Source organism: Pseudomonas sp. SK2, assembly GCF_016772395.1.
In the GTDB taxonomy this organism is placed as follows: domain Bacteria; phylum Pseudomonadota; class Gammaproteobacteria; order Pseudomonadales; family Pseudomonadaceae; genus Aquipseudomonas; species Aquipseudomonas taiwanensis.
This window is the reverse complement of record NZ_CP061944.1, coordinates 2810871-2837202: the sequence shown is the minus strand read 5'-3', so window position 1 is coordinate 2837202 and position 26332 is coordinate 2810871. Positions and strand designations below refer to the sequence as shown.

Below are 26332 nucleotides of genomic sequence, written 5' to 3'. Positions count from 1 at the left end.
TCCAACGGGAAGTTGAGGTGCGGATGAGACCCATGCTCCCTCTGTTCACCAGCTTGCTGGCGAGCATCAGCGCATCGGCGATGGCTGACACGTTCACCCTGGCCTCAGGCCTGGACTATTCCAGTGGCGACTACGGCACCGGCACCACATCGGAGATCTGGTACGTCCCTGTGGTGGCGAAATACGAGACCGGCCCGATGACGTACAAGGTCACCGTACCCTGGTTACGCATCACCAACCCTGAGGTGGGCCCCGATGGCGACCCGCTGCCCGGCGGTTGCAGGGATGTGGAAAGCGGTCTGGGCGACACGGTCACCAGCGCGGCTTACGCCTTGCTTGACGGCAGTGCAGGTGGCGTCTTGCTCGACCTGATCGGCAAGGTCAAATTCCCTACTGCCGATGAAGACCAGTGCCTGGGTACCGGTGAGTACGACTACACCGGTCAGGTCGACATCGCCAAGGCATTTGGCCCGGTGACCGGCTTCGCCACTCTGGGCTGGAAGAAGTACGGCGACCCGCCAGGCAGCGATTTCGATGACCCGGTATTCGCCAGCCTGGGGTTCGCCCTGCCAGTGGCGAGGGGTACCACGGCAGGTGCTTCCTATGACTGGCGGCAGAAAGTCGTGTCCACTGGGTCGCAAATCAAGGAACTCACCCTGTTCGTCACCCATAAGCTGAGCGTGCAATGGAAGGTTCAGTTGTACGCGGTCAAAGGTTTCTCCGACGCCAGTCCCGATGCGGAAGGCGGCCTGATGCTATTTCATGCGTTCTGATGATGTGCCCCTGGCGCCAGCAGTGCCAGCGGTTCATTCGTAGGCGGTCGCCCCGGCAATGTGCCTCCCAGCCACATAGCCGAAAGTCAGTGCCGGACCCAGGTTGATTCCGCCAGAGGGGTACCAACCGCCAAACACACTGGCCATGTCGGTACCGACAGCGTACAAGCCGGCTATCGGCTGGCCCGCTTCGTCCAGCACTCGTGCATGGCCGTCGGTGCGAAGGCCGGCGAAGGTGCCGAAGCAACCGGGTTGAACCTTAACGGCGTAGAACGGGCCCTGCTCGATGGGCGCCACGCAGGGGTTGGGGCCTTTGTGCAGAGGGTCGCCTTGCTTTCGGTTGAATGGCGTGGAGCCGCGTCCGAATGCGGGGTCCTGGCCGGTTCGTGCATGGCGGTTGAAATCGACGACGGTGTTGATCAATCCAGCAGCGTCGATACCACAGGCAAGCGCCAACTGTTCCAGTGTCGCGCCGCGCTTGAGGTAGCCGCTGCGAAGGTGAGGCCATACCGGTAGCGGTGCCGGACGCGCGTGACCAAGGCCATAGCGGCGCAGGAAGCGGTGATCGCAGATCAGCCATGAGCAGACTTCTTTTCCTGGTGGTACCGCATCGACCATGGCCGAAACGTAGTCGTAGTAGCCGTGCGCTTCGTTGACGAAACGCTCGCCGCTGGCCAGCACGCCAATGATCCCTGGCTTGCCACGCTCGATGATGTGCGGAAAGTGGCCCATGCTGCCGTCACGGTGCGGCACCTTCGACACCGGCGCCCAGGCCACCGGTGACTTCAGGTCGGTCGCGACCACGCCGCCCGCCGACTCGCCCAAGCGCAGCCCATCACCCGAACAGGAGAGCGGGGGCAGGGCAAGGTTGTCTTGGCCAGTGGCGTCGCGCGGGAACAGTTGCTGACGCCGTTTGGTGTCATTGGGAAAGCCTCCGGCGGCCAGCACCACTGCCTTGGCCCGAATGCGCATCTCACCCTGGGGCGTCGTGACGACTGCCCCTTTCACCTGGCCATCTTCCATTAGCAAGTGCCTGGCCGGTGCGGACTCCAGCAGACGCACACCCAGGTCCTGCGCCGATTTCGCCAGCCGCGCCACCAGCGCCACGCCATTGACCAGGTGCATGGCACGTCCGTATCGGGCAAGGTGGTAGAGGTGACGGCCAAAGCGCTTGCACACGTGAAGGAAGGCCCGCGGTGAGCGGGTCATGTTGAGGAACGCGCCAAGGTCGGTACCGGCCATGATCGGCATGCCCATGAACGAGGTTTCGCGCAGGGTCTTGCGCAGGCGCGGCAGCAGGGCGCCGACTTCGCGGGCATCGTATGGCGCCGCGATCACTTGGTGGCCGCCGGTGGCCGCCCCAGGGGTATCGCCGTGCATGTCCGGGATACCATTGCCGTCGGCGAACTGCAGCGCGGTGTGCTTCTCGAAAAACGCCACCATGTGCGGGCAGGCTTCGAGGAAAGCATCGACACGCTCGGCGTCGAAGTGCTCGCCAAGTTCATTGCGCAAGTAGGTGCGTGGCTGTTCGATGCTTTCTTCGATACCCGCACGCTGGGCCAATGGGTTGCGCGGCACCCAAGCCCAGCCGCCGGACCAGGCCGTGGCACCGCCGAACACCGGCTCCTTCTCGACCAAGATGACGCTCTGCCCGTGCCAGGCGGCCGTGACGGCAGCAGCCAGCCCGGCTGCGCCGGAGCCGATGACCAGAACGTCACAGTCGGCTTGGAAGGTATCGGTGGGCATCGGGGGTCTCCTGCATTATTATTGGAACTCGGTTCCACAATGTTCTTGGCAGGCCGGGCGTGATGCAAGCGATTCGCGCAGGCTAGAGGCAATTAGTGGTCGATAACCGGACACTTGGCTGTCAAGACGTCTGTGGATGCGGCATTTTCTTCTAGAATTCGCCCAATTTTTAAGGGATCTCGTAGTCATGGCTGGTAGTCAGATCGAACGCGCCTTCAGTCTTGTTGAATGCCTTACCGGCGAACCGCACGGGTTGGCATTGCAAACCCTGGCCGAGCGCCTGGACATCCCCAAAAGTGCCACCCACCGCATGCTCGCCGAGCTGGTTCGCCTGGGCTACGTGCGTCAGAATCGCGACAACAGCCGCTACCAACTGTCAGCCAAGCTGGTGGCGCTGGGCTTTCGCTACCTTTCCAACAGCGGCGCCGACATCATTCAGCCGATTCTCGACCGTCTGGCCCAGGACAGCGGCGAACTGGTTCGCCTCGGTGTAATCGACGGCAGCCGCCAGACATGGATCGCCAAGTCCCAGGGGGCTCGGTCCGGGCTGCGCTACGACCCCGACATGGGCCGGGATGCGCCGCTGTTCTACACCGCCTCCGGGCATGCCTGGCTGGCCAGCTTGAGCGATGAAGCGGCGCTGCAGATGGTCTTGCGTCAAGGCATTGCCGACCCTGCGCAGTTCGGCCCGAATGCACCGCGTTCCACGGAGGAACTGCTCGGTTACCTGCACCGCGCCCGCGAACGTGGTTACGCCTGGGTCGAGGAAACCTCCGCGGTCGGCACCTCGGCGCTGGCTGCCGTGGTGCGTCGTCCGCAAAGTGATGAGGTCATCGGCGTGCTGAGCATCGCCGGCCCCAGCGCTCGTATGGCCCAGGCGCGCTTGCCAGACTTGGCGCCACAGTTGCTGGCGGCGGTGGAGGAGCTGTCGGCGGCCAGTCAGGCCAGCGAATTGTTCGCGTCGTAAAGGTATCCGGGCATTTTGCGGTCGATTACCGCACAGTCTGTGTCGAGGGCGCTTCTGGTATCTGGAACTTGGTTCTAAATTATTGTTGGTTGATTCTGGAACCTGGTTCTGGAATTGCCATGACAATAATGACAAGAGGACAGACTGTTGAACGCACCCCTTCGTATCGCACTCATCGGTGCCGGGATCATGGGCCGCCAGCATTACCAGCACCTGCGCAATGTTCCTCAAGCGCAGTTGTGCGCGGTGGCCGACCCAGGCCCGCAGGCCGAGGCTTTCGCCACCGAGTGTGGCGTGGCTTGGTTCGCTGATCACCGCAAGATGCTGGAGCAGACCAAGCCTGAAGCGGTGATCATCGCCAACCCGAACAACCAGCATGTCGCTACGGCCCTGGCTTGTGTCGAGGCCGGGGTGCCGGTACTGGTAGAAAAGCCAGTGGGCGTACACCTGGACGAGGTCCGCGCACTGGTAGCGGCGTCGCAACGCCATGGAGTACCGGTCCTGGTCGGCCATCACCGGCGGCATAACCCCTTGATCGCCCGTGCCCGCCAAGTGATTCAGGACGGGCGACTGGGCCGGCTGATCAACGTCACCGCGCTGTGGCAGTTGCAGAAGCCCGACAGCTACTTCGAGACGCCTTGGCGCCGAGAGCCGGGCGCAGGTTTTCTGCTGACCAACCTGATTCACGACCTTGACCTGTTGCGCTACCTCTGTGGCGAGGTGGTCCAGGTGCAGGCCTTCACCCGCAATGACGTGCGGGGCTTCGCCAACGAGGACAGCGCTGCTGTGCTGTTGCAGTTCGCCAACGGCGCACTGGGCAGCCTGACCGGATCCGACGCGGTGGCCGCGCCCTGGAGCTGGGAGCTGGGCTCCGGCGAAAGCCCAGTCTACCCACGCCAGGCCGACCAGCCTTGCTACTTGCTGGCCGGGACCGAAGGTGCGCTGAGCATTCCGCAGCTCAAGCGTTGGCACTACGCCGAGACGGGTTCGGGCTGGCACACACCGCTGCTGCAAAGCGAGGAAGCCATTCACCCTGGTGAGGCGTTGACCTTGCAGTTGCAGCACTTCATCCGCGTTGCCCGTGGTCAGGAAGCACCACTGATCGATGCCGCCGATGGTGGCCGCACCCTGGCGCTGATCGAAGCCATCCGCCAGGCAGCCGAAAGCGGTCGAGCCTGCGCTCCAGCCCCCATCTGACGTCTACACCTCGCCGCTGGGATTGCCACTGTGGCAGGTCAGCGGCGAGACCTTTCTTTTTCATGCTTTTGGTGAAACACATGACCGATCGAATCTTTTCCCTTGCCGCCCTGACGGTGCTTGAACTTCCCCCACCGCAGATGGTGGAAGTCGCCGCTCGCGCCGGTTACAGCCACGTGGGCCTGCGTCTGGTGCCCGCTACCAGGGAAGAGCGACATTTCCCGCTGGTGGCGGATACCGAGCTGCGCCGACAAACGCAAGCGCGACTGCGTGATACGGGCATCAAGGTGCTGGACCTGGAAATCCTGCGGTTGCAACCGCAGACCTGTGTCGCCGATTTCGAGCCTATCCTGGCGGTGGGGGCTGAGTTGGGGGGGAGCGAGCTGCTGGTGGCGGGGAACGACCCTGACCATGGGCGATTGACCGAACGCTTTGCCGCGTTGTGCGATCTGGCGGTGAGCTATGGCATTCGCCCGCACCTTGAATTCATGCCCTGGACTGACGTGCGCAACCTGAGCCAGGCGGTGGACATCGTTGCAGCGGCTGACCGAGTCAACGGCTGCGTACTGGTTGACGCCTTCCATTTCAACCGTTCCGGATCTTGCCTCCAGGCGCTCGCGAGTCTGGCGCCCGAGCGCATGCATTATGCGCAGCTTTGCGACGTTGCCGGGCCGGTGCCGGACGATATGGACGAGATCCTGCGCCAGGCCCGCAACGAGCGGCGCTTCCCCGGTGAGGGCGACGCTGACCTGGTCGGCTTGCTACGTACCTTGCCGGCCACGGTGCCGCTGAGCCTGGAAATTCCGACACGGCACTTGATGGAGCAGGGCGTGAGTGCCGAGCAACGGGCGCGGATGGCCTTGGAAAAAGCACGCGGGGTATTGGCGCAAGTCTGATCGTTGCCTGTAGGAGCCGGTAAGCCGGCTCCTACGGCTTGGCCAAAAAAGAGGCCCCGAAGGGCCCCGTAGAGGAAAGGGATTCGCGCTTAGGCCGATTCGATCGTGCGCGGTGCCATGAAGTACATCCAGACCAGCGCAATGAAGTACATCGCCGGGATCATGGTGAACAACACCGCGTAGTTGTTGTGGGTGGCAGTCAGGACGCTGCCGACGATCTGGGTCATGAACATGCCGCCGATCGCTGCGCACATGCTGCCGAAGCCGAACACGGTGCTCACCAGGTGCTTGGGCGTGTAGTCCATCACCAGGCTCCAGATGTTCGCCGTCCAGGCCTGGTGGGCACCCACCGCCACGGCAATGGCCAGGACCGCGATCCACAGACCGCTGGCATTGGCGGCGAAGACGACGCTGATGATGGTGCAGGCGAAGACCAGCATCGAAATCAATCGGGCGCGGGTGGCGCGCACTCCACGGCCTATCAGCCAGGATGAAAGGATGCCGCCGCCAATACTGCCGAAGTCCGCAGTCAGCCAGATCAGCATTAGCGGGATGCCCATCTGGGTCACGCTGATGCCCAGGGAATATTGCTGGTTGAGAAACGGTGGCAGCCAGTACAGGTAGAACCAGAACACCGGTGCTGTGATCGAGTACGCTACGGCAAAGGCCCAGGTACCACGCAAGCGCAGGATACGGCTGAACGGCAGGCGTGGCACGTCAGGCTCTGCGTCCTGCTGGATGTATTCCAGCTCGCTCTGGCGCAGGCGTGGATGATCTTCAGGATTGAAGTATTTGAGGCCCCAGAACACTACCCAGACCAGGCCCAGGCAACCCATGGCGATGAATGCAGCCTGCCAGCCCCACACGGCCAGAACCAACGGCAGCAGGGCCGGGGTGACCATGGCGCCAACGTTGGTGCCGGCGTTGAACAGCCCTGTGGCGATGGCACGTTCGCTTGCGGGGAACCACAGGCGCGTGGTTTTCACGCAGGCCGGGTAGTTGGCCGCCTCGGTCAGGCCGAGAATGAACCGGCACACCATGAAGCCGGCTGCCGAAGTGGCCAGTCCGTGGGCGCCGGTGGCCAGGCTCCAGAGCAGCACCGCGCAGAAGAACGCACGCTTGACGCCAATGTTGTCGATCAGCCTGCCTTGCAGCAAAAAACCGATGGCGTAGCCAACCTGGAACCAGAAGTTGATGTTGGCGTAATCCATCGCCGTCCAGCCCATTTCCTTGGACAAGACCGGCTGCATGATGCCGAGCGCCGCTCGGTCTATGTAGTTCAGGGTGGTGGCGAAGAACACCAGAGCAAGCATGCCCCAGCGGGTTTTGCCGACGGCGAAGGCGCCGCGGAGCTTGTCGCCGATGGAGCCGTGGCCAAGCCGTGGCAAGGCGGTGTCGAACTTGGATTGGGTCATGTCGAGGCTATTTCTTGAAATTGTAATGACTGCGGTACGTCTCGGTCGTGGCTGTTTCCCAGGCAGGGGGCACACGCAAGGCCAGGCAATGGTGAGTAGTGAATGGAGAGGCGTCAATTCATGGGAGGGGCTATTGTTCGGTAACCGAACAATAGCGAGAGGTTGCCTGAGTCTGGCTCAGCGCCAGGCCGGCCAGGTAGCCGAACGTCATGCCCGGACCAAGGGTGATGCCACCGCTTGGATAATGCCCACCCATTATGCTCTGCATGTCATTGCCGACCGCAAACAAGCCGGGGATCGCTCGTCCATGGCTGTCCACTACCCGCGCACAGGCGTCCGTACGCAGCCCGGCAAAGGTCCCAAGGCTGCCCGGCAACAGCCTGACGGCGTGGAACGGTCCTTGCCGCAACGGTCGCAGTGATGGGTTGGGCGATTGCAGTGGGTCGCCTTGCGCCCGGTTGTAGACGGTGGCGCCGCGCTGAAACTCAGGGTCCTCGCCTTGGGCTGCGTGATGATTGAAAGCGTCCACTGTCGTTTTCAGTTGACGGGCATCGATCCCGCAGTGCTCGGCCAACGCGTCCAGCGTCTGGCCGCTGAACAAATAGCCGCGCCGCTCGTAGAAGCCTGTGGGGAAGGGGAAGGGCTTGGCCCAGCCGATGCCATATCGACGTTGGGCGGGGTGATCGCAGATCAGCCAGGCTTCATGGGGCTCACCTTCAGGCGTTGCGGCGAACAGTGCATTCATGAAGTCGTGGTAGTTGTCGGCCTCGTTGACGAAGCGCCGGCCGTCGCGGCGTACCACGATGAAGCCAGGCTTGGCGCGGTCGATCAGGTGGGGAAAATGCCCCAGGCTGCCATCCCCTCGCGGCACCAGGGAGACCGGGGCCCACGCGCCGGCATGGGCCAGCGTAGGGCTGACCTGGCCGCCGACCTGTTCGCCCAGGCGCAGGCCGTCGCCGCTGTTTTCCCTTGGCGCGGCGCTATGATGAGCATTACCGTCGGGTGCATGGCCGACCAACTGGGCGATGCGCTGGCGGTCATGGGGAAAACCACCGCAAGCCAGTATCACGCCACGCCGGGCCCGCACCCGTTGGCCGTTGGCGAACCGTGCCCCGGTGATTCGGTCGTCGTCGCCCAGCAAGCCTGTCGCGGCAAGGTCGGTGAGCAAACACACGTCAAGGTCCAGAGCGCTGCGCAGCAGGCGCGCTACCAGGGCATTGCCGTTGACCAGTTGCAGGCCGCGTCGATGCAACAGAAGGTCGCGTCCATGGCGCAGGAGGCGCTTGCTGACGTGCATGGCGGCTTTTGCCGAGCTTGTGGCATTGAAGAACGCGGCCATGTCCGCGCCACCGGCGATGCCCATGCCTGCCAGGCTGACGATGTCCAGTGGTGGCCGCAGCTTGTGTATCCATGGCCCGAGTTGGCGTCCATCGAACGGTAGCGCACACAGTGACCGTCCGCCCCGTGCGCTGCCTTCCCCTTCGTGCATGTCGGGCATTGTCGAGCCGCAGAAGAACTGCACGGCGGTATGTTGCTGGAAGAACGCCACCATGTCCGGACCATGGCGCAAGAAGGCGCGCTGGCGGGAGTCCAGTTCGGTTACCTGGGTTTGTGCGCGCAAGTACCGTTCAGGCCCGTCGTCGGCCTCGATGAAACCCTCTGCGACGGCCAGGGGGTTACGGGGTATCCACAACCAGCCACCCGACCAGGCGCTGGTGCCGCCCAGTTGGCTGGCCTTTTCCGCGACGATCACGTTCAAGCCGTGATGCGCGGCAGTGACTGCGGCGGCAAGGCCAGAGGCACCTGAGCCGATGACAAGGACATCGCATTCCAGAGTGGGCAGGGTTGACATCGAGGGATTCCAGTCAGGTTGTCAATTGCCAAGGCCCATCACCTCGGCACCTTCGGTGCTTTGCGGCCCCTTCCTGGAGGGGAGAGGCCCGGTGAGCGGATCTAACTCCCTCACTGCAACGGCGAGAAGCCCGTTGGCCGCAGCACACGCGATTGCAGCTTGAGCACCGCACCCAACTCGCGGTTGCGCCGCGAGAATTCCGCCCAGCGTGGGTCGGCGGCCATTGCTTTGCGTCGCTCCATCCGCTCGTCAAGGCTGGTGTAGCCCCACAGGTGCACCACCTGGTTGGCCTCGCCGAACTCGGTGGTGAAAAAGCCGATCAGCTTGCCCAGGTGTTCGGTTTGCACCTCCAGCGCATGGCTTTGGTACAGGGCCAGCCAGTCAGCGAGTTTCAGTGGGTCGAGGGTGTAGGTTCTCAGTTCGTAGTACATGGGTTTTTCTCCGCGTGAGTGGCCGGCGCCCGCAGGCGTTCGGCGATATGGCTGGCAGCGATCCAGCCGAAGGTGAGGGCGGGGCCAAGGGTGATGCCTGGGCCTGGGTAGGTGCCCTCCATGATCGAGTTCATGTCGTTGCCAACGGCGTACAGGCCGGTGATCGGCGCGCCGGCTTCGCTCAGTACGTTGGCGTTGGCGTCGGTCGCCAGGCCGCGTGCCGAGCCGAGGTCGCCGGTGTGGATTCGGATCGCATAGAACGGCGCCTTGGCCAAGGGCGCCAGGCACGGGTTGGGTTGGTGCTGTGGGTCGCCCATGTAGCGGTTGTAGCTGTTGGCTCCCTTCCCGAATGCACGGTCGATGCCGATACGAGCATCGGCGTTGAAGTGCTCAAGTGTTTGCGCAAGTGTTTGCGGGTCGATGCCGATGGCTTGGGCGAGGGCATGCAGGGTGTCGGCCCGATGCAGGTAGCCGGCCTCGATCAGTGCGTTGTTGTCTACCGGCCTTGGTCGCGCCAGCCCGAGGCCATAGCGGTTCATGGCATCAGCATCGCAGATCAACCAGCAGCTGCTGATGCCCTGGGCGAACATGGTCTGCACAAAATGATGATAGGAGTTGGACTCGTTGACGAAACGCCGACCGGTCGGATCGACTGCAATCACACCCGGTTTGGCGCGGTCGGTGACCAGGTGCGGGAAGCGTTCGCGCTCGCCATTGGAATGGCGCAGCTCGGACACCGGAGCCCAGAAGAAGTTGGCGGCCAGGTCCTCGCCCTTGGCTGCCTGCACGGCTTCGCCCAGGCGCAGGGCGGCCCCGTCATTGGTGGGAGGAGACATGGTCAGGTGCGGTGCGCTTGCGTCGGGCCGGTTAGCGGCGGCTAGCGCGCCTGCTGCGAAACCGCCCATGGCGCAGACAACGCCGCCGTGGGCGAGAACCCGTTCGCGACGGCCCTCGCGCAGTACCACCACACCACGGACCACCCCCTGCTCGACGATCAGCGCCTGCGCCTCGCTGCGCAGCCACAATTGAGCACCGTCGGCCAAAGCGCTGCAAGCCAGCCGGGCGATCAGCGCGTTGCCGGTCGTCAGCCGGGTGCCACGGTGGTGGCGCAGCCGATCCACCCCGTAGCGAGCCATCAGCTTTATGCAGTGCCAGAGCGATGCAGCCGAGCGGCGCATGCTCAGGAAGTGCTGGATGTCCACGCGGTTGACCATCATCCCGCCGAACAGCAGCATGCCGGGCGGGGGCATCTTCAGGTCCTTGAAGCGCAGGCCGAGGTGGCGCCCGTCGTACTCGACCATTTCCAGTGCGCGTCCGAACTCGGTGGCGCCGGGTGCATCCGGGTAGTAGTCCGGTGAGTGCGGGCGCAGGCTGTACCGCAGCTCGGTGTTGGCCTCCAGCCAACGCAACGCTTGGTGGCCGCGTTCGACGAAGGCGTCCACGAGCTCAGGTTTATAACCGGCGCCGATGATCGCCTTGAGGTAAGTGCGGATGGCTTCGGGCGAGTCCTCGGCGCCGGCGGCGTTCGCTTGATCACTGCCATGGATCCACACCGCGCCACCGGAAATGGCTGAGGTGCCGCCAAAGGTGTCGGCCTTTTCCACGATCAATACCTTCAGGCCAAGGCGGGCAGCGGTGGCGGCGGTGGCGAATCCCCCGGCACCGCTGCCAAGGACGACCAGGTCAAACACTTGTTGCGATTGTTCGATAGCGGACATGGCCTCAGATCTCCAGCGGCGTGACGCCCATGAAGGCGCCGAGGTGGCCAAGCTGTGCGAATGCCATCTGCGCTCCGGTCTGGATCGCGCAGCCGCGCTGGCGCGCAAGAGCCAGCAACGGGGTGATTTCCGGGGAGGTGACGACGTCGGCCACCAGGGTCCGGGGTTGCAGGGTTTCCAGCAGACTCGCCGGCAGCGGTAGCTCGCCGGTATCGCCCATGCCGACGGGTGAGGCGTTGACTAGCAGGTCGAAGCGCTCCAGCGATTCGTAGTGTGTGGCGACCTCAAGGTTGGCGAAGGTATTGCCGAGCAGTTCGCAAAGTGCGGCGGCGCGCGGAGTGCTGGGGTCGCTGAGGGTCACCTGGGCGACGCCTGCCTCACCCAATGCATAGGCAATGGCGCTGCCGACCCCGCCGCAACCGATCACCAGCACACGTTTGCCGGCTGGTTGGAATCCATGCTTGCGCGCAGCACCGAGAAAGCCTGCGCCGTCGACGTTGTCACCCAGCAGGCGGCCATCGGGTTCACGGCGAATCACGTTGACCGAACCCAGCGCGGTGGCACGATCGCTGAGTCCATCCAGATGCGCGGCCAACACCTGTTTGTAGGGAACGGTGACCACGCAACCGCGCAGGTTGCGCCAGCCCTTGAGGCTACCGACGAATGCTTGAAGCGATGCTTCCTGCATATCGATGGGCAGCATCGCCAGGTTACGGTTGTTGTTGGCGAACCAGGTGTTGAAGTTGTCGGGCGATTTCACCTGGGCGATGGGTGAACCGACGATGGCGACCAGTTCTGTCGAACCCCGAATCATGCTGACCTCCGTTTTTGGCGTTGTTGTGGAGGCAAGCGTGGCGCGCGGCGTGGGGGTACGGCAATGCGCTTAGCGATCCATTAGTGCGATAATCGCAGTCATGTATCGGTATTCGCATTGAATTGGTGTATGAGTGGGTGAACACCCTTAGGAGCGGGCTTGCCGGCGATTGGCCCCAGAGCCGCCCGACAACCGTCCAGCCCACCCCACGAGCCGAACACATGGACAAACACGAAACTCATCCCCGCGACCTCATCGCCGGTCTGCAGAAAGGCTTGGCATTGATGCAACTGTTCAGCGCCGACCAGCCACGCTTGAGCGTGCCACACGCGGCCAGGCTCTCAGGGCTGACGCCCAGTGCCACTCGACGTTTTCTGTTGACGTTGGTGCACGAAGGCTTTGCCGACACCGACAACCGCCATTACTGGCTGACACCCAAGGTGCTGCGTATTGGCCAGGCCTATGTGGATTCGGCGCAGTTGCCGCGCATGTTGAGGCCTATCGTCGAGCAGGTCGCGCGCCAGACCCAGGAGCATGTGTCGGTGGGCACCCGCGACGGTGACGAAATCATCCACCTGGTGCGCAGCCGGTATAGCCACGTCGCCTCGCTGTCGATTCGCCCCGGCTCGCGGGTACCGATGTACTGCACCGTTGGCGGGCGGATCTGGCTGGCGTCGCTGGATGCAACGGCGCGGGACGACTACTTCTCGCGAAACCCGCTTCGCCCGCTCACGCCCTACACGCAAACTGACAGGGCGCGCCTGGAGGCGGTGCTGCAGCAGGTGAGAGCGCAGGGTTTTTGTATCGTCGATCAGGAGTACGAAATCGGTATGCGCGTGCTTGGCGTGCCGCTGGTGGATCGTGCTGGGCAACTGAAGGCGACACTGACCATCACTACCCATGCGTCGCGGCTGAGCGTCGATGAGATTCGCCTGCGCTACCTGCCTGCGTTGTACGAGGCGCAGGCCCTGTTGAAGCCGGTGCTGGACTGACGGTCAGTGACGGATCAGGTAGGCGCCTTGCGGAATACGCCCTTTGAGCTTCTTGCACTTGACCGGCGCGGGCTGGTGCCCGGGCGGAACACCTGGGAACCAGATTCGGCACTTGCCCGGGGGGGGCCGGTGACCCTGGGGTATGTCCATGTCCTCGGCCTGTGTTACCGGGTTGCTCAAGCGCTGTGGTGCCGCAGGCTGCGGTGGCGGCGTGAAGGGATCGGTGGGCGTTAGGTTCACCGCTTGAGCGGAGGCAGGGGGCTGGTCGGCCGCTGGCAGTGCGCCGTAAACCTGGCCATTGCGAGCCGCCTGGATCAACTGGAAATTGCGGTTGCGCAGCGCGTTGTTGCTGCCGACCCGCATATTCGAGCGCACGGCGAGGGTTTCGGCCTGTTGGTACTGGCCTTGTTGCAGGCGCAGCACGCCAAGGTAATGCAAGGTTGCAGGGTTGTTCGGCTGAATCTGCAGTGCTCGTTCCAGTGTTGCCGCCGCTTGGTCCAGATGGCCGGCGGCGTACTGCTGCGAGGCGCTTTCGATCAGCATGGTGGAGGCATTGTTGCTATGGGCTGGCATCGAGCGGTCGCCTGCGAACGCGCCACAGGCTGCGACGGCGCTGAACAACAGGAGAACGGCCGGCAGCATGCGTTGGCTGGGCATCGGGTACTGACTCGACAGTGTCTGGTCTGGCGGAAAGGGACATGGCCCTTGCCCGTGGATGCAAGGGGATGCTATCGACCCAGTCCGTGCAATGAAGTTCCCAGGCTGCGCAACCTTTGAGGGTTGGCGATGGCATCCGACTCACCTTTTTCGAGATCGGATCAATCAACGCCTGCTCAGGGCCAGACGCACCGCGAAAATCACGAACAGTAGCCCGGTAGCGCGGTCGAGCGCAGCGATGACCTTTTCGCGGCGCAACACCCCCGCCAGCGAATGCGTCGCGCTGACCAGTACCATCGCCCAGAGCAGGCCGAGTGCCACGTGGATGCCGACCAGAATGAAGGTCCAGGCTATCAGCGGCTGGCCGTGGGGGATGAATTGCGGCAGGAACGAGACGTAGAAAATACCGACCTTAGGGTTCAGCAGGTTACCCATCATGCCCTTGAGGAACCAGTTGGACTGCGTCCGCGGCTGCGTTGCGATCGGCGCCAGTGAATGCCGTGGCCGCATCAGCATGTTCACCCCAAGCCAGGCCAGGTACGCCGCGCCGCAATACTTCAGAATGCTGTAGGCGAGTTCGGACACGGCCAATAGCGCGCCCAGGCCGAACGCAACCGCCGCGCCCCATAGCAAGCAACCGACGTTGATGCCCAGCGCCGCACGCAGCCCTTGCCGACGGCCCTCGACGGTTGCTGTCCTGAGGATGAGCGCAGTGTCCAGGCCTGGTGTCACGGTCAGCAGCGTGGCGGCGAGGGTGAAGGCAATCAGGTTGTCTGCAATGGACATTAGCTTCGGCGCCTGCGGGAGGAGGTGAGCGCAGGTTAGCATGGGCGTGCTCGGGGTGGTCATTGCGCGGCGGCAAGTCGTGGTATGGCGAGGGGCATGCAGCGGTCTTGAGATCGAGCGCCGCCCGCGCGGCGCATCGCGAGCAAGGCTCGCTCCTACGTCTGTTTCGGGCCAGTAACGCCAGTGACAGACGCGCGCGAACGCCTGGTGTGTACGACTCGATAGTGCGCCATGCGCCAAAGCGTTCGCGCGCAAATCCCACAGGCGTAATTGGCCCGAGACAGATGTAGGAGCGAGCCTTGCTCGCGATGCGCCGCGCGGGCGGCGCTCGATCTCAAACGCGCTGCACTTCTCACCACTTACGACGCATCCACAACACCCTCCGGCTGAGCCACCATGCGATTACTGACGCTACGCCCCAGCACCAGCACCGTCGCCAAACCGCAACCCACCAGCGCCGTGGCCAGGCTCAGCAGCACCGAACTGCCCAGTTGGTCGACGATCCGCCCACCGAAGAACGAGCCCAGCGCGATGATCACCTGGAACATGGCCACGAACAAAGGCATGCCGCGCTCGACGTCCTTGGGCGCCACGACAAACATCCAGATGCTGGCGCAGGCCGGGAACGCACCAAAGGCGAAGCCCCAGAGGGCGATGAGCATCGCGGCGCCGGTCATGCCGGTGGCGAAGTAAGGGAACAGCGCAGTGCTGGTACCGATCATCAGCGCAACCAGCAACAGGGTGTGACGCACGCTTCGGTTGGCGGCGAAACCGGCGAAGATGTTGCCCAGCACCCCGGCCACGCCATAAAGCAGAAGCAGCGAGCCAATGGTAGGTCCATCGAAGCCAGCCCTTTGTTTGAAGAAAGGCGCGACATAGGTGTATGCGGCAAAGTGCGCAAGGCCAATCAACAATACCGCGATCAATCCGACCCGAGCCTGTGGATTGATGAACAAGGCCGGCAGGTCGCTGATGCGAATGGCCTTGTCCGGCGCCAGTCGCGGAAGCAGCAACACCTGCGCCAGAAGTACCGGCACGCCCACCAGCGCGGTTATCAGGAAGGTCATGCGCCAGCCCATCAGGCCGCTGAGCCAGGTACCAACCGGAACACCCAGGACGGTCGCCAAGGTGACACCGACCATGATGATCGAAGTGGCCTGCGCTACGCCCACCCCCTTGGGCGCGAGGCGTCCGCTAAGGGCGATGGCTGTCGCCCAGAAACCGCCGATGCTGATACCCAGGAGTACGCGGCCGAACAGCAGCAGGCTGAAGTCGCTCGCATAAGCCACCACCGCGTTGGCGATGATCATGATCAGCGTCAGGCCGATCAGTAGATAGCGCCGGTCAAGGGCGCCGATGCCCACGGACAGCAAAGGCGCGGCGAGGGCAGCCATGATGCCGGGCAGGGTGACCATCAGGCCGGCCTGGCCAGCACTGATGCCCAGGTCGCTGGCGACATCGTTGAGAACGCCCACCGGCAGAAACTCGCTGGTGACCAGGGAGAAGGCACCGACGGCGACCGAGAGAATTGCAAGCCACTGCTGCTTGACGCTGTATTGGGTGTGTTCGGGGACGTGCGCGGACGGGTTGGGTGTCGGCATGGTATTAAATTCCAGGAACGGACGTCGCCTGTAGCAGGCGAGAGGAGCGGGGAGAAACAGAGGGGCGATTATAGGGGGCGGTTTTGCCGACCCGACAGGCGGGTGTCTCGATAGTAATCATCAACGCATTCGATGGATCCGCAGCATGTAGGAGCCGGCTTGCCGGCGATCACCGGCCCCTGCAGGTTCGTTCACCAGGCTCAACTCAGTTGAGCAATCAACACTGCATTGCTGTAGATAAGGCTGCCATCACTGGCACGATGGCCAACGAGATGAAACTGCCCGCGCTGCTCTTCACTCAAGTAGACACGCAGACGGCAGTCAGCCAGGGGGCCGCACCCTGGCGGCAATACAAGGTTCATGCTCGCCAGGTCGACATCGACCATGGTTTCGGTTTCATGGCTCTGTTGCAGGTATTCTTCGGCCTGCTCCAATCGCCTGTGGTTAGCGCCTTGGATGTCGAAGTGTATTTCGCCCAGTGGCGTGGACTTCTGCGTGGGATCGCGTTTGCACCAGCCTTCGATCGTCAGGGTACTCATGGCCAATCCTCGTGCTGTAACCGATTTTGGTCACCTTCGAGGATGTTGACCGCGACGCCGGATCAGTCGTTCCTGTTCCCTGGGGTCGCGGTCTTGGCGGTATCAGCGACGATAGTAGCGGTGATCGTCTTCGTAGCGGTGGTGCATCGCCCGATCATGGTGGCGCTCCCAGTAGCGGCGGCGCTCTGCTTCGCGGCGGGCTTGCTCCCTGCGCCATTGGTCGCGACGCCACTGTTCCCGGCGCCAGTCATCGCGGCGGTAATGGTCACGGTGATCGTGGTAGTAACGATCGTCGTGGGCCAGCAGCGTCCCTGATCGCTGATCGGCCAGGCTGGCCAGGCTCGGCCAGGGGTTACCACCACCCTGGGTGGGCGCCTGAAGGACCTCGACCTGGGACGTGGCAACAGGGGGCGTGGTCTTCATGGTTGTTGCAGATGCCGAGCCCACTGCCGCGAAGGCGAACAGGCCAAACAGCACCATCCGTGGGACGTGGAATTTCATGATCGAAGACAACCTCTGATGTTGGGACGTGTAGGCATTTGGCGGCTGGCAACCTTCCAGTTGGGCCATTCACATAGACCGACAAATAAAGAAAAGTTCTAAGTGCACAGCGCACAAATAGCCAACGACTCCGGCGCTTGGCACACTCCACGCTCAAACTGATGGCAATGTCCGCCGTCGGTCTTCAGGAGCGTTTCATGCAGCAGGTCTTGCTTATTGTCGATGTGCAGTCGACGTTCAATCCTCCGGAATGGCTGGTCGACCGGTTGCGAGCGTTTTCGGCGAAGATCTTCACCATTGCCATGGTGGTGACTCATGACGAGCAGGTCACACCGTTTCAACGCCAGCTTGGCTGGCACCCTGCGGCGCAGGACGAGCATTTGGTCGAAGCCGACACCGTGTTCGTCAAGCATGGTTACGGGCTACCGGTCGAAACCGTCGAATACATCAGGCAACTGGGCGTCGAACGGGTGCTGGTGTGTGGCATGCAGACCGAAACCTGCGTGCTCGCGGCCGGCTTTGCGTTGTTCGACGCAGGGTTGACGCCGACCTTGGTCACCGACCTCACCGTCGGCTCGTCCCTGGACCGGTCAGGGCAACTGGGCATCGAATTGTGGAAGCATCATTTCGGCCAGGTCTCCACGCGGGCGGAGGTGGATGCCTTGCTGGACTGACTTGATAGGTTGGCGGGGCGGAAACGTTGGCCGCAGGGGGCCAACACGGCATGGATGCTGGGAGAACGACGATCCAACAAAGATTGATAGACATGCTTTGATGGGGGCGTGTCGAACTTTCCTACAGTGCGGATCGAATTTGCCTGGCATCTAGTCAGGTAACCCCACTCATACCCTTTGGCCTTCTCGGATTTCCCGGGGTAATCCCCCGGCTAGGAAGGCCTGCCAAATGCCCCAAGGTTCCCCCGGATCCGCGCTGTCCGAGCGCGAGGTCCAGATCGCCATCGCCCCGCTGGAAACCCTGCTGCGCGAAGACCTCGGTGCCGCTGCCGCCGCCGTCGACCAGTGGCTGCAGGACATCAGCTGCGGTCTGCTCGACCTGCAATCGGTGCGTTATCACCTCGAAGCCTCGGTGCCGGTTGTGGCCAACGCCTTCGCCCTGGTGGATGCGCTGCTCGATATCGCCGAGCTGGTACGAAATCCCAGCAACGATCCGCTGCAATGGGTCAGCCTGGGCATCAACCTGATTGGCGTGGTGCCGGTTCCGCTCGGCCTGGCACGGGCGCGCATGGTGCTGCGGCCGGTGCTGCACCTGACCCGACAGAAGCTGCGGCGCAACCCCCGGGCCAACTTGGGCGCGGTGTTCCTGGAAATCCTCGAAGGCCACCTGCACGCCAACCTTCGCGGTGAGCTGGAGCACTACGTCGACGGCGCCCTCGAGCAATTGCCTGCCATGCTCGAAGCCGCCGGCCAGACCGCCAGCCAACTGTTCGGTGGGCTGGCCGGGCTGCTCAAGGACGCCGCTAGCGGCAACCTCGACGCCGAGGTCAATCATGCCCGGGCCCGCCAGCAACTGGCCCAGGTGGCGCTGTACGACTCCCTGTTCGAAGTCGACGCCTGGACCCTGGCCGCCGCGGCCCTCGCCAATGCTGGAGAAGGCCTGCTCAAGAGCGCCTACAACGGCGTTGCGCGACAGTTCGACGAAGCCTTGCCGAAACTGTTGCAGCCCCTGATCGATACCCTTGAGCGCCTGGCCGCCCGTGTTCCGCGCTTCCTCGACACGCTGGGCCAGGCCGAGCGCGAACAGAGCATCGCCTGGTTGCTGCAACGCCTGCTGCAGACCGTGCGCGCCCACCCGCCCCAGCGAGGGATGGCGGCGGCGGTCAAGGCCGACACCACCCGGCAGGCCCGTCACGTGCTCAGCGAGGGGCACAACGAGTCGCTGTCCCGGCAGGCCCCGGTGCGCCAGGCGCCCAATCCCCGCAAGAACGGCCCATGCCCGTGCACGGCGCACAGCATTGGCTATGCACTGGGTAACGAGCTGCTGTCGCACACCGACTTCAGCCTGTCCGGCCCGTTCCCGGTCACGTGGACTCGCACCTACAACTCGCGCCTCGACAAGCTGGACAACGGCATCCTCGGCGCCCGCTGGATCACCGAGTTCACCACCTGCATCGACGTGGTCGACAAAGGCCTGCTGTTCCACGACATGGACGGGCGCAGCCATGCCTTCGCGCTGCCGAAAAAGGGCAAGCCGCAGTATGACGCAGTCGAGTACTTCACCTGGGTGCGCACCGGTGAACAGCAACTGGTGCTGCTGCGCGGCCTGGGCCGCCGGGAAACCTATGCCCGTCACGGTGACCGCTTCTACCTGACCCATATCCAGCTGCGCAGTGGCGCGGGGGCGATGCTGCATTACGAGCATCGTCACCACGACCAGCCGGTGCTGTCGGACATCAACACCTATTTCGACAACGACCCAAACAAGGTCCACCTGCAACTGGGCACCCTGCTCGACGATCACGGCCACATTCAAGGCTTGTGGCAGGTGGTCGACGGCAAGCCGCTGCGTCAGCTGTGCGGGTATCACTACGATGGCCAGGGCGACCTGATCGGCGCCCAGGATGAAAACGGCGCCGCCTGGCACTACCGCTACCGCCATCACCTGATCACCCGTTACACCGATCGCACCGCGCGCGGCTTCAACCTGGAGTGGGACGGCAGCGGCCCCCATGCCAAGGCCATTCGCGAGTGGGCCGACGATGGCAGCTTCGAAACCCGCCTGGCATGGGACACGCGCATCCGCCTGACCTACGTCACCGACGCCCAGGGTCAGGAAACCTGGCATTACTACGATGCCCAAGGCTACACCTACCGGATCAAGCACCCGGACGGCAACTCCGAATGGCTGTTCCGCGACGCACGCAAGAACGTCATCCGCCACGTCCATGCCGACGGCAGCCAGGACCGTTACGCCTACGATGAGCGCAGCAATCTGCTGCAGCACATCCGCCCCGATCACAGCGTCGAGCACTATGCCTACGACGACCACGACCAACTGATCAAGATTCGCGATGCCGAGGGCGGGCTGTGGCTGCGCGATTACGACGCGCGCGGCAATCTGGTCGAGACCACCGATCCGCTGGGCAACAAGACCGAGTTTGCCTATACCCCGGCGGGCTTGGTCAAGGCGATCAAGGACGCCAACGGCAACGAAAAGACACTCGCCTACAACGACGCCGGGCAATTGCTGGCGTACACCGACTGCTCAGGCAAGACCAGTGTTTGGGCCTACAACGCCTTCGGCCAGTTGATCGAGTTCGCCGATGCACTAGGCAACAAAACCGCCTATGAGTACAAGACCGGTCAGTTGGCCAAGGTCTCCCACCCTGACAAGACCGAAGAGCGTTTCGACTACGACGCCGAAGGTCGCTTGCTGGCTCACTCCGATGGCCTTGATCGTTGCACCACCTGGTCCTACACCGCCGCCGGCCTGCTGGCTGAGCGCATCGACGCCAACGAGCACACCCTGCGCTACCGCTGGGACAAGCTCGGACGCCTGATCGGCCTGGAGAACGAAAACGAAAGCAAGGCGACGTTCTTCTACGATCCAGTAGGTCGTTTGCTCCAGGAAACTGGATTCGATGGTCTGGTGACCCGCTACCAATACGACCCGTATTCCGGTCACCTGGCCTCCACCCAGGTCGGCCAACGCCGCCTCGACCTGCGCTTCGACCGCATGAACCGGCTGGTCGAACGCACCGCACGCCTGGGCGATCAGAGCCAGACCGAAACCTTCGCCTACGACGGCAACGGCAAGCTGATCCAGGCCATCAACGCCGTCAGCAAACTGCAGTGGTTCCATGACGCAGCCGGCAACCTGACCCGCGAGCACCAGCACTACCTGATGACGGGTGCGCCGATGGTTGCGGTCTGGCAGCACACCTACGACGCCCTCAACCAGCGCATCTCGACCCTCCGCCCGGACGGCCACAAAGTCAGCTGGCTCACCTACGGCAGCGGCCACCTGCTGGGCATGACCCTCGACCACCACGAAATGCTCGCCTACGAGCGCGACGACCTGCACCGTGAAGTCGTACGGCACCAGGGCAACAAGCTCATGCAAACCCAGGCCTGGGACCCGGCCGGGCGCCTGCAAGAGCAGTGGTTGGGCAGCCACGATGGCCCATCCACGCTGCTCAAGCGTCAGTACCGTTACGACGCTGCGGGCCAATTGACCAACATCCACGACACTCGTCGTGGCCAGTTGGAGTATCAATACGATCCGGTTGGCCGCCTGCTCCAGGCCACCAGCCGCCTGGGCGTCGAGACCTTCGCCTTCGACCCGGCTGGCAACCTGCTGGATCAGAAAACCCAAGAGCTGAACCGCCCGCTGGAAGCGGACCCACGTCGCAACAAGCTGATGGACAACCTGCTGCGCGAGTACGCCGGCACCCACTACAAGTACGACGAACGCGGCAACTTGGTGCACCGCTTACAAAACGGCGCGCACGCCCACTTCACCTGGGACCTGTTCGACCGGTTGGCCAGCTACAGCGACGACAAGCTCAAGGTCGACTTCGCCTACGACGCCTTGGGTCGACGTCTGTACAAGAACTCGGTCGCACATTACTGGGATAGGCCGGAAGCGGGTACCGGCTGGAACCAGATGCAGCGGGCCAAGCGCCAACGTGAACTGGGTTGCGGATTCACCCTGTTCGGCTGGGACGGCGACACCCTGGCCTGGGAAAGCTCACCGCCAAGGGACGATGGCGATACCGGGCGTACCGTGCATTATCTGTATGAACCGGGCAGTTTCGTGCCGGTGGCCCAGGCCCTGCGCAAGCGCCCGATCGTGCTGCACAGGCAGCCGGATTGGCGCCAGCGGGAGTACGACTTCGATCAGGATCCGTTGTGGCAGACGACGATGCCGCCGCAGGCGTTCGATGCGATTGCCTGGTACCACTGCGATCATCTCGGCACGCCAATGGAACTCACCGACGAGCAGGGTAATATTGCGTGGGCAGGGCAGTACAAGGCTTGGGGCGAAGTCCGAGAGGCACGATCGGAGTTGGCCAAGCGGCATGGCTTGAGCAATCCGATTCGCTTCCAAGGACACTACCAAGATCACGAAACAAGTCTGCATTACAATAGATATAGATACTATGATCCAAAAACAGCCCGTTATGTGTCACAGGACCCAGTTCGCTTAGAGGGTGGGCTCAATTTCTTCAGCTACGTGACGAACCCTACCGGCTGGGTTGACCCATTAGGGTTGTGGGGTGAGGATCCTCGAAACAAATATCGATACAATGTAAACGGCAGCTTGAAGAGTGTGACTGCAAAGATCCGGCCCTCAGATATCGGGACTGGTTCGGCCACAAACGCCAGTTCGCGTGGACACGCTAGAGGAATGGGGTGTGCAGGTGATGATGCAGGTCATGCAATTAGTAAATTACTCGGCGGTAGCGGCGGTAAAGATAACGTATTCCCTCAAGACCCCACTACTAATCGAGGTGCTTTCAGGATGTTTGAAGGCGACATCGCAGCTGCAGTTAAAAATGGAGATAATGTAATTGTTAGAGTGGTGCCTAACTACGATGCGGGAGGAACTAGGCCAACGTCTATCCTCTATCAGGCGCGAGCTAACGGTGTTACTCATAGTCAAGTATTCAATAATCCCTGTTCATGCGATTGTTAAGTAGAGGTTTTAGAAATGGATGCGCGTGAGTTTTTAGAGCAATTCTTAGAACAGATGCTTGCATGGGAGACGGAGTTTCATAAGCGTCGTCGTTCGGACGAGTACAAGTCGAACAACGATGAACGTCTAAAAGCTGACTTCGAGGCTAAGGCGAAACTGCGCGAAATATTCGATTCATGCCTTAGCCGGAAAGCAAATAAAAGTCTTGCTTCCAGTCGCTTGGATCTTCTAAATACAGGGCGGCCGCCAGAATTTGCTCAGGTCATAATCCCTGATTCCTGTACGGAGTCAGGGGGGGGAATTGTTTATAGAAACAATTAACGCTAAGGCGCTAGCTCCGTTTCGGCGATACACAGTTATAGTCGAGGACGAAAATTTTAAAATAGATGCACTTCATGGGCGAGCTAATGAAGTGTCCAAGTGGAGCTCCCGAGAGTCAATCTAGAGGTTTTAGTTCTGGGCGGCATCAGCCTCGATTGATCTGGTGTCGCTCACTGAAATCGGATGATTTAATTCTGCGATATATAGAAAAACGAATCGTTGTGGTTATTAGTCCGGAGTGATGGATGTTTGAAGTAATATGCTATCGGGCAGAGTTTGAGCTGTTCAGTAAGGTCAGTAGCCATTGGATAAGGGGCTGCCGGTTGATTGCGATGATGACTTTGCTTTGATCTGTGCGATTAATCAGGGCGGAGCTCTGGGTTTTGATTGCGCGCGATCAGCAAAAAATGTAGTAAGTAATTTAGTTGCAAGTTGTTATTGCATTGATATCTCGGGTGCACTTGTTGCACCTGGGGGGTTAATGTTTTTAATATGCCAAGCAGCTAAACAACTGCTCAATTGCTTGGACAAACACGACCCCGCCGGCACCTGTTGGACCAGGAACGCGGCAACCTGGTGCACCGCTTACAAAACGGCGCGCACGCCCACTTCACCTGGGACCTGTTCGACCGGTTGGCCAGCTACAGCGACGACAAGCTCAAGGTCGACTTCGCCTACGACGCCCTGGGTCGACGTCTGTACAAGAACGCGGTCGCGCATTACTGGGATAGGCCGGAAGCGGGTACCGGCTGGAACCAGATGCAACGGGCCAAGCGCCAACGTGAACTGGGTTGCGGATTCACCCTGTTCGGCTGGGACGGCGACACCCTGGCCTGGGAAAGCTCACCGCCAAGGGACGATGGCGATACCGGGCGTACGGTGCATTACCTGTATGAACCGGGCAGCTTCGTGCCGGTGGCCCAGGCCCTGCGCAAGCGCCCGATCGTGCTGCACAGGCAGCCGGATTGGCGTCAGCGGGAGTACGACTTCGATCAGGATCCGTTGTGGCAAACGACGATGCCGCCGCAGGCGTTCGATGCGATTGCCTGGTACCACTGCGATCACCTCGGCACGCCGATGGAGCTGACCGATCCGCACGGCAACGTTGCGTGGGCGGGGCAGTACAAGGCGTGGGGCGAGGTGCGGGAGGAGCGTTCGGAGTGGGCCAAGCAGGTCGGGATGAGTAACCCGATTCGCTTTCAGGGGCAGTATCACGATCACGAGACTGGGCTGCATTACAATCGACATCGGTACTATGAACCTAGGATTGGGCGCTTCATCGGGCAGGATCCGATACGCTACGTAGGAGGGCTGAATCTTTTTGCGTATGTGGCTAACCCCGTTCAATGGATCGACCCGCTCGGACTGGCTAAAAAGCCTCCATCAGCATTTGCTAGGATAGATGGTCAAGGGGTTAGTCAAGATATAATGGCACAAAGTGTATTGAATGGCGGCAGCCGTAGAGGGCAGCAGAAAGTGCGCAATGAGCTTATCGATGATGCCAACAAAAATAATAATGGTGTTTATACATGCTGGAGGTGCGGTCAAAACTCTACAAATGCTGACGATATGCATCTCGGTCACACCAACGCCCCTACTTCTAAAGGGGGAATCTAGCTCCGTGCAATACCGCGTTGGAAGGGGCATCTTGCAACTTGAGTGCTGGGAATAGCGGTTATGTTAAGGAAGGAATGTCTTGTATTGAACGAGGAGGCTGTGGAGCGCCCTATGGACGATAAAGGAAATGTATGTTTGATCAAGGTTTTCGTGTCAGATAGAGGGCCCGTGTACGAGGAGCTTCCGGCGATACATAAAGGCGAATTCACTTATGAGCTTTTATCATCTCCTGGACTGGCGCTTAATTTGGCGAAAGGGGATTTGATTGACATTAAGGATACAAATTCGCCTGCTGTGGTTGTCAAAAGGGGGGGGATTTCTGTATAAATATATATGCAGGGGGGGTGGCTAGAGGAAAAATCGAAAAGCTTGAGGCTGAAGTCGGTGAGTTGTTGGGGGGGACGCTAGATGGTGTTTACAAGGGTAATTTGGCTTTTAGTGTACCCTCGAAAAACGACATAAATAAAATAGAGTCTGTATTCAATGGTTTCAAGGAGGAGACTGGGATTGACTGGTACTATTCCAATATCTATAAAAACTTTAACGACCTTGATGATGATACGCTGTTGGACTGGTGGATTGATGACTGAGTAGTTAATTTAATTGACCCATTTTTTCGATTTTTTTAGGTTGAGAGACTTTGGGGCGCCGTTTGGATTAGGCTAATAATGCAATAGTGGTGGAGCTTTTCGCGAGTTTTTTTTGCAGGGCGGTTTCAGAGGCTGAGTGCAACACCCGACTATTGAGTTAAGGATGGGCTCTCATGGTGCTTGGCTATCATTGCCGTCATCATTTCGATAGGGCATTTGTAATCAAAGCGCTGGCGTGGTCGGATGTTCAGTTCGTACGCAATAGCATCCAGTTGCTCTTGGCTATAGCCCGAAAGGTCAGTGCCTTTAGGCAGATACTGGCGAATCAGGCCGTTGATGTTCTCATTGCTACCGCGCTGCCACGGGCTATGAGGGTCGCAAAAATAGATCGCCACTCCAGTTCGCTGGGTGATTTCGGCATGGCGCGCCATCTCTTTACCTTGATCGTAGGTCAGCGTTTTGCGGGCCACTACTGGCATACGGTTCAAGGCAGCACTGAAGCCTTCGACTGCCGAGGTTGCCGTCGCGTCGCTCATTTTCACAAGCATCAAGTAACCTGTGCTGCGTTCGACCAGCGTACCCACCGCAGAAGCATTGGCTTTGCCTTTGATGAGGTCGCCCTCCCAATGGCCTGGCATTTGGCGATCTTCCACCTCGGGCGGGCGAACGTGAATGCTGACCAAGTCGGGTATTTGACCACGGCGATCCACCCCGCCAGAACGTGGGCGGCGGTTGGTTTTGCCCTGTCGCAGACAGATGATCAACTCCTTGCGAAGCTCGCCCACCGGCAGCGCATGAATGGCGTTGTAGATCGTCTCGCGACAGACGTATGCATCTTCAATATTCGGAAATTCCATGGCGTTAAGCTTGCCGGCAATTTGCTGGGGAGAAAAGCATTTACGCAGCAGATAAACCACCAGGTCAAACGGTTGGCTTCCGGGCAGCAGCTTACGCTTGGGGCGGCAAGCCAGGCGCCGGTGTCGCATATGCTGATGAGCCTGACTCGCCGAGTACCGGCCCGCCTCAGGGGCGTTGCGACGAAGCGCTCGGCTAATGGTCGAGGGGCTGCGATCAAGCAGCCTGGCAATAGCCCTCTGGCTCATGCCTTGGAGTTGGCCAAATTGAATCGTGATGCGCTCTTCGATGCTGAGTTCTTGATAGGACATAGGCACACTGTACCGGGTTGGTCAGGTGTTGCACTCAGTTTTTGCCGCCGCCCTTGATTTTAAATCTCTTGCGTGCAGTGGTTATTATGATTAACACA

Annotated in this window: 20 protein-coding genes and 1 pseudogene; 9 read left to right on the top strand and 12 right to left on the bottom strand. The window is 61.3% G+C overall.

What is annotated here, in order from left to right:
• The first annotated feature begins 23 nt into the window (after window positions 1-23).
• Window positions 24-773, top strand: a complete 750-nt coding sequence (locus tag IF103_RS12575; RefSeq protein WP_202675362.1) for a hypothetical protein — start codon at window positions 24-26, stop codon at window positions 771-773.
• Between the two features lie 33 nt (window positions 774-806).
• Here IF103_RS12575 and IF103_RS12570 read toward each other — a convergent pair whose 3' ends face one another.
• Window positions 807-2519 carry an FAD-dependent oxidoreductase gene (locus IF103_RS12570; RefSeq protein ID WP_027907376.1) on the bottom strand — a complete coding sequence of 571 codons (1713 nt, stop codon included), beginning with the start codon at window positions 2517-2519 and terminating at the stop codon, window positions 807-809.
• A gap of 187 nt (window positions 2520-2706) precedes the next feature.
• Here IF103_RS12570 and IF103_RS12565 point away from each other — a divergent pair, with 187 nt between their 5' ends.
• From IF103_RS12565 to IF103_RS12555, 3 genes are all read left to right on the top strand, one after another.
• The gene (locus IF103_RS12565) at window positions 2707-3486 is read left to right on the top strand and encodes an IclR family transcriptional regulator (protein WP_023380688.1); all 780 of its coding nucleotides are present in this window, start codon (window positions 2707-2709) and stop codon (window positions 3484-3486) included.
• Between the two features lie 147 nt (window positions 3487-3633).
• On the top strand, window positions 3634-4683 hold the full coding sequence (locus tag IF103_RS12560) for a Gfo/Idh/MocA family protein (RefSeq protein ID WP_202675361.1): 1050 nt from the start codon (window positions 3634-3636) through the stop codon (window positions 4681-4683).
• Between the two features lie 80 nt (window positions 4684-4763).
• Window positions 4764-5579 carry a sugar phosphate isomerase/epimerase family protein gene (locus IF103_RS12555; protein WP_027907378.1) on the top strand — a complete coding sequence of 272 codons (816 nt, stop codon included), beginning with the start codon at window positions 4764-4766 and terminating at the stop codon, window positions 5577-5579.
• Between the two features lie 89 nt (window positions 5580-5668).
• Here the strand turns inward: IF103_RS12555 and IF103_RS12550 are convergent, their stop codons facing one another.
• The 5 genes from IF103_RS12550 to IF103_RS12530 form a co-directional block, all read right to left on the bottom strand.
• On the bottom strand, window positions 5669-6994 hold the full coding sequence (locus IF103_RS12550; protein WP_202675360.1) for an MFS transporter: 1326 nt from the start codon (window positions 6992-6994) through the stop codon (window positions 5669-5671).
• 130 nt (window positions 6995-7124) lie between these two features.
• Window positions 7125-8837, bottom strand: coding sequence for an FAD-dependent oxidoreductase (locus IF103_RS12545; RefSeq protein ID WP_202676167.1), 1713 nt, complete (start codon window positions 8835-8837; stop codon window positions 7125-7127).
• Between the two features lie 119 nt (window positions 8838-8956).
• Window positions 8957-9277 carry an NIPSNAP family protein gene (locus IF103_RS12540; RefSeq protein ID WP_023380681.1) on the bottom strand — a complete coding sequence of 107 codons (321 nt, stop codon included), beginning with the start codon at window positions 9275-9277 and terminating at the stop codon, window positions 8957-8959.
• The gene (locus IF103_RS12535; RefSeq protein ID WP_202675359.1) at window positions 9262-10995 is read right to left on the bottom strand and encodes an FAD-dependent oxidoreductase; all 1734 of its coding nucleotides are present in this window, start codon (window positions 10993-10995) and stop codon (window positions 9262-9264) included. The genes IF103_RS12540 and IF103_RS12535 overlap by 16 nt, the downstream gene beginning before the upstream one ends.
• Before the next feature lie 4 nt (window positions 10996-10999).
• Complete coding sequence (locus IF103_RS12530; RefSeq protein ID WP_104883872.1) at window positions 11000-11809, bottom strand: shikimate dehydrogenase family protein; 810 nt, start codon at window positions 11807-11809, stop codon at window positions 11000-11002.
• A 221-nt stretch (window positions 11810-12030) separates the two neighbouring features.
• On the opposite strand from IF103_RS12530, the gene IF103_RS12525 reads away from it, so the two are divergent.
• Window positions 12031-12801, top strand: a complete 771-nt coding sequence (locus IF103_RS12525; protein WP_202675358.1) for an IclR family transcriptional regulator domain-containing protein — start codon at window positions 12031-12033, stop codon at window positions 12799-12801.
• Window positions 12802-12804: 3 nt separating this feature from the next.
• Here IF103_RS12525 and IF103_RS12520 read toward each other — a convergent pair whose 3' ends face one another.
• From IF103_RS12520 to IF103_RS12500, 5 genes are all read right to left on the bottom strand, one after another.
• Window positions 12805-13458 (bottom strand): tetratricopeptide repeat protein, encoded by a 654-nt coding sequence (locus tag IF103_RS12520; RefSeq protein WP_023380677.1) that lies wholly within the window; start codon window positions 13456-13458, stop codon window positions 12805-12807.
• A 165-nt stretch (window positions 13459-13623) separates the two neighbouring features.
• On the bottom strand, window positions 13624-14244 hold the full coding sequence (locus IF103_RS12515) for a LysE family translocator (protein ID WP_104881731.1): 621 nt from the start codon (window positions 14242-14244) through the stop codon (window positions 13624-13626).
• Window positions 14245-14603: 359 nt separating this feature from the next.
• Window positions 14604-15845: an MFS transporter gene (locus tag IF103_RS12510; protein ID WP_027907384.1), complete on the bottom strand. Its 1242-nt coding sequence runs from the start codon at window positions 15843-15845 to the stop codon at window positions 14604-14606.
• 200 nt (window positions 15846-16045) lie between these two features.
• The gene (locus IF103_RS12505) at window positions 16046-16384 is read right to left on the bottom strand and encodes a hypothetical protein (RefSeq protein WP_023380674.1); all 339 of its coding nucleotides are present in this window, start codon (window positions 16382-16384) and stop codon (window positions 16046-16048) included.
• A gap of 102 nt (window positions 16385-16486) precedes the next feature.
• Window positions 16487-16885, bottom strand: a complete 399-nt coding sequence (locus IF103_RS12500; protein WP_186598603.1) for a hypothetical protein — start codon at window positions 16883-16885, stop codon at window positions 16487-16489.
• 197 nt (window positions 16886-17082) lie between these two features.
• Between IF103_RS12500 and IF103_RS12495 the strand changes: the two genes are divergently transcribed.
• The 4 genes and pseudogenes from IF103_RS12495 (at window position 17083) to IF103_RS25195 (ending at window position 25068) form a co-directional block, all read left to right on the top strand.
• Window positions 17083-17559, top strand: coding sequence for an isochorismatase family protein (locus IF103_RS12495; protein WP_252189400.1), 477 nt, complete (start codon window positions 17083-17085; stop codon window positions 17557-17559).
• Window positions 17560-17788: 229 nt separating this feature from the next.
• On the top strand, window positions 17789-22540 hold the full coding sequence (locus IF103_RS12490) for an RHS repeat-associated core domain-containing protein (RefSeq protein WP_202675357.1): 4752 nt from the start codon (window positions 17789-17791) through the stop codon (window positions 22538-22540).
• Window positions 22541-23407: 867 nt separating this feature from the next.
• Window positions 23408-24238, top strand: a pseudogene (locus IF103_RS24895) (RHS repeat-associated core domain-containing protein); the annotation flags it as partial.
• A gap of 584 nt (window positions 24239-24822) precedes the next feature.
• Window positions 24823-25068 (top strand): hypothetical protein, encoded by a 246-nt coding sequence (locus tag IF103_RS25195; protein ID WP_353843712.1) that lies wholly within the window; start codon window positions 24823-24825, stop codon window positions 25066-25068.
• Window positions 25069-25217: 149 nt separating this feature from the next.
• Here IF103_RS25195 and IF103_RS12475 read toward each other — a convergent pair whose 3' ends face one another.
• Entirely contained in the window at window positions 25218-26234 is a 1017-nt protein-coding gene (locus IF103_RS12475) for an IS30 family transposase (RefSeq protein WP_202675356.1), read from the bottom strand.
• Between the last annotated feature and the right edge of the window lie 98 nt (window positions 26235-26332).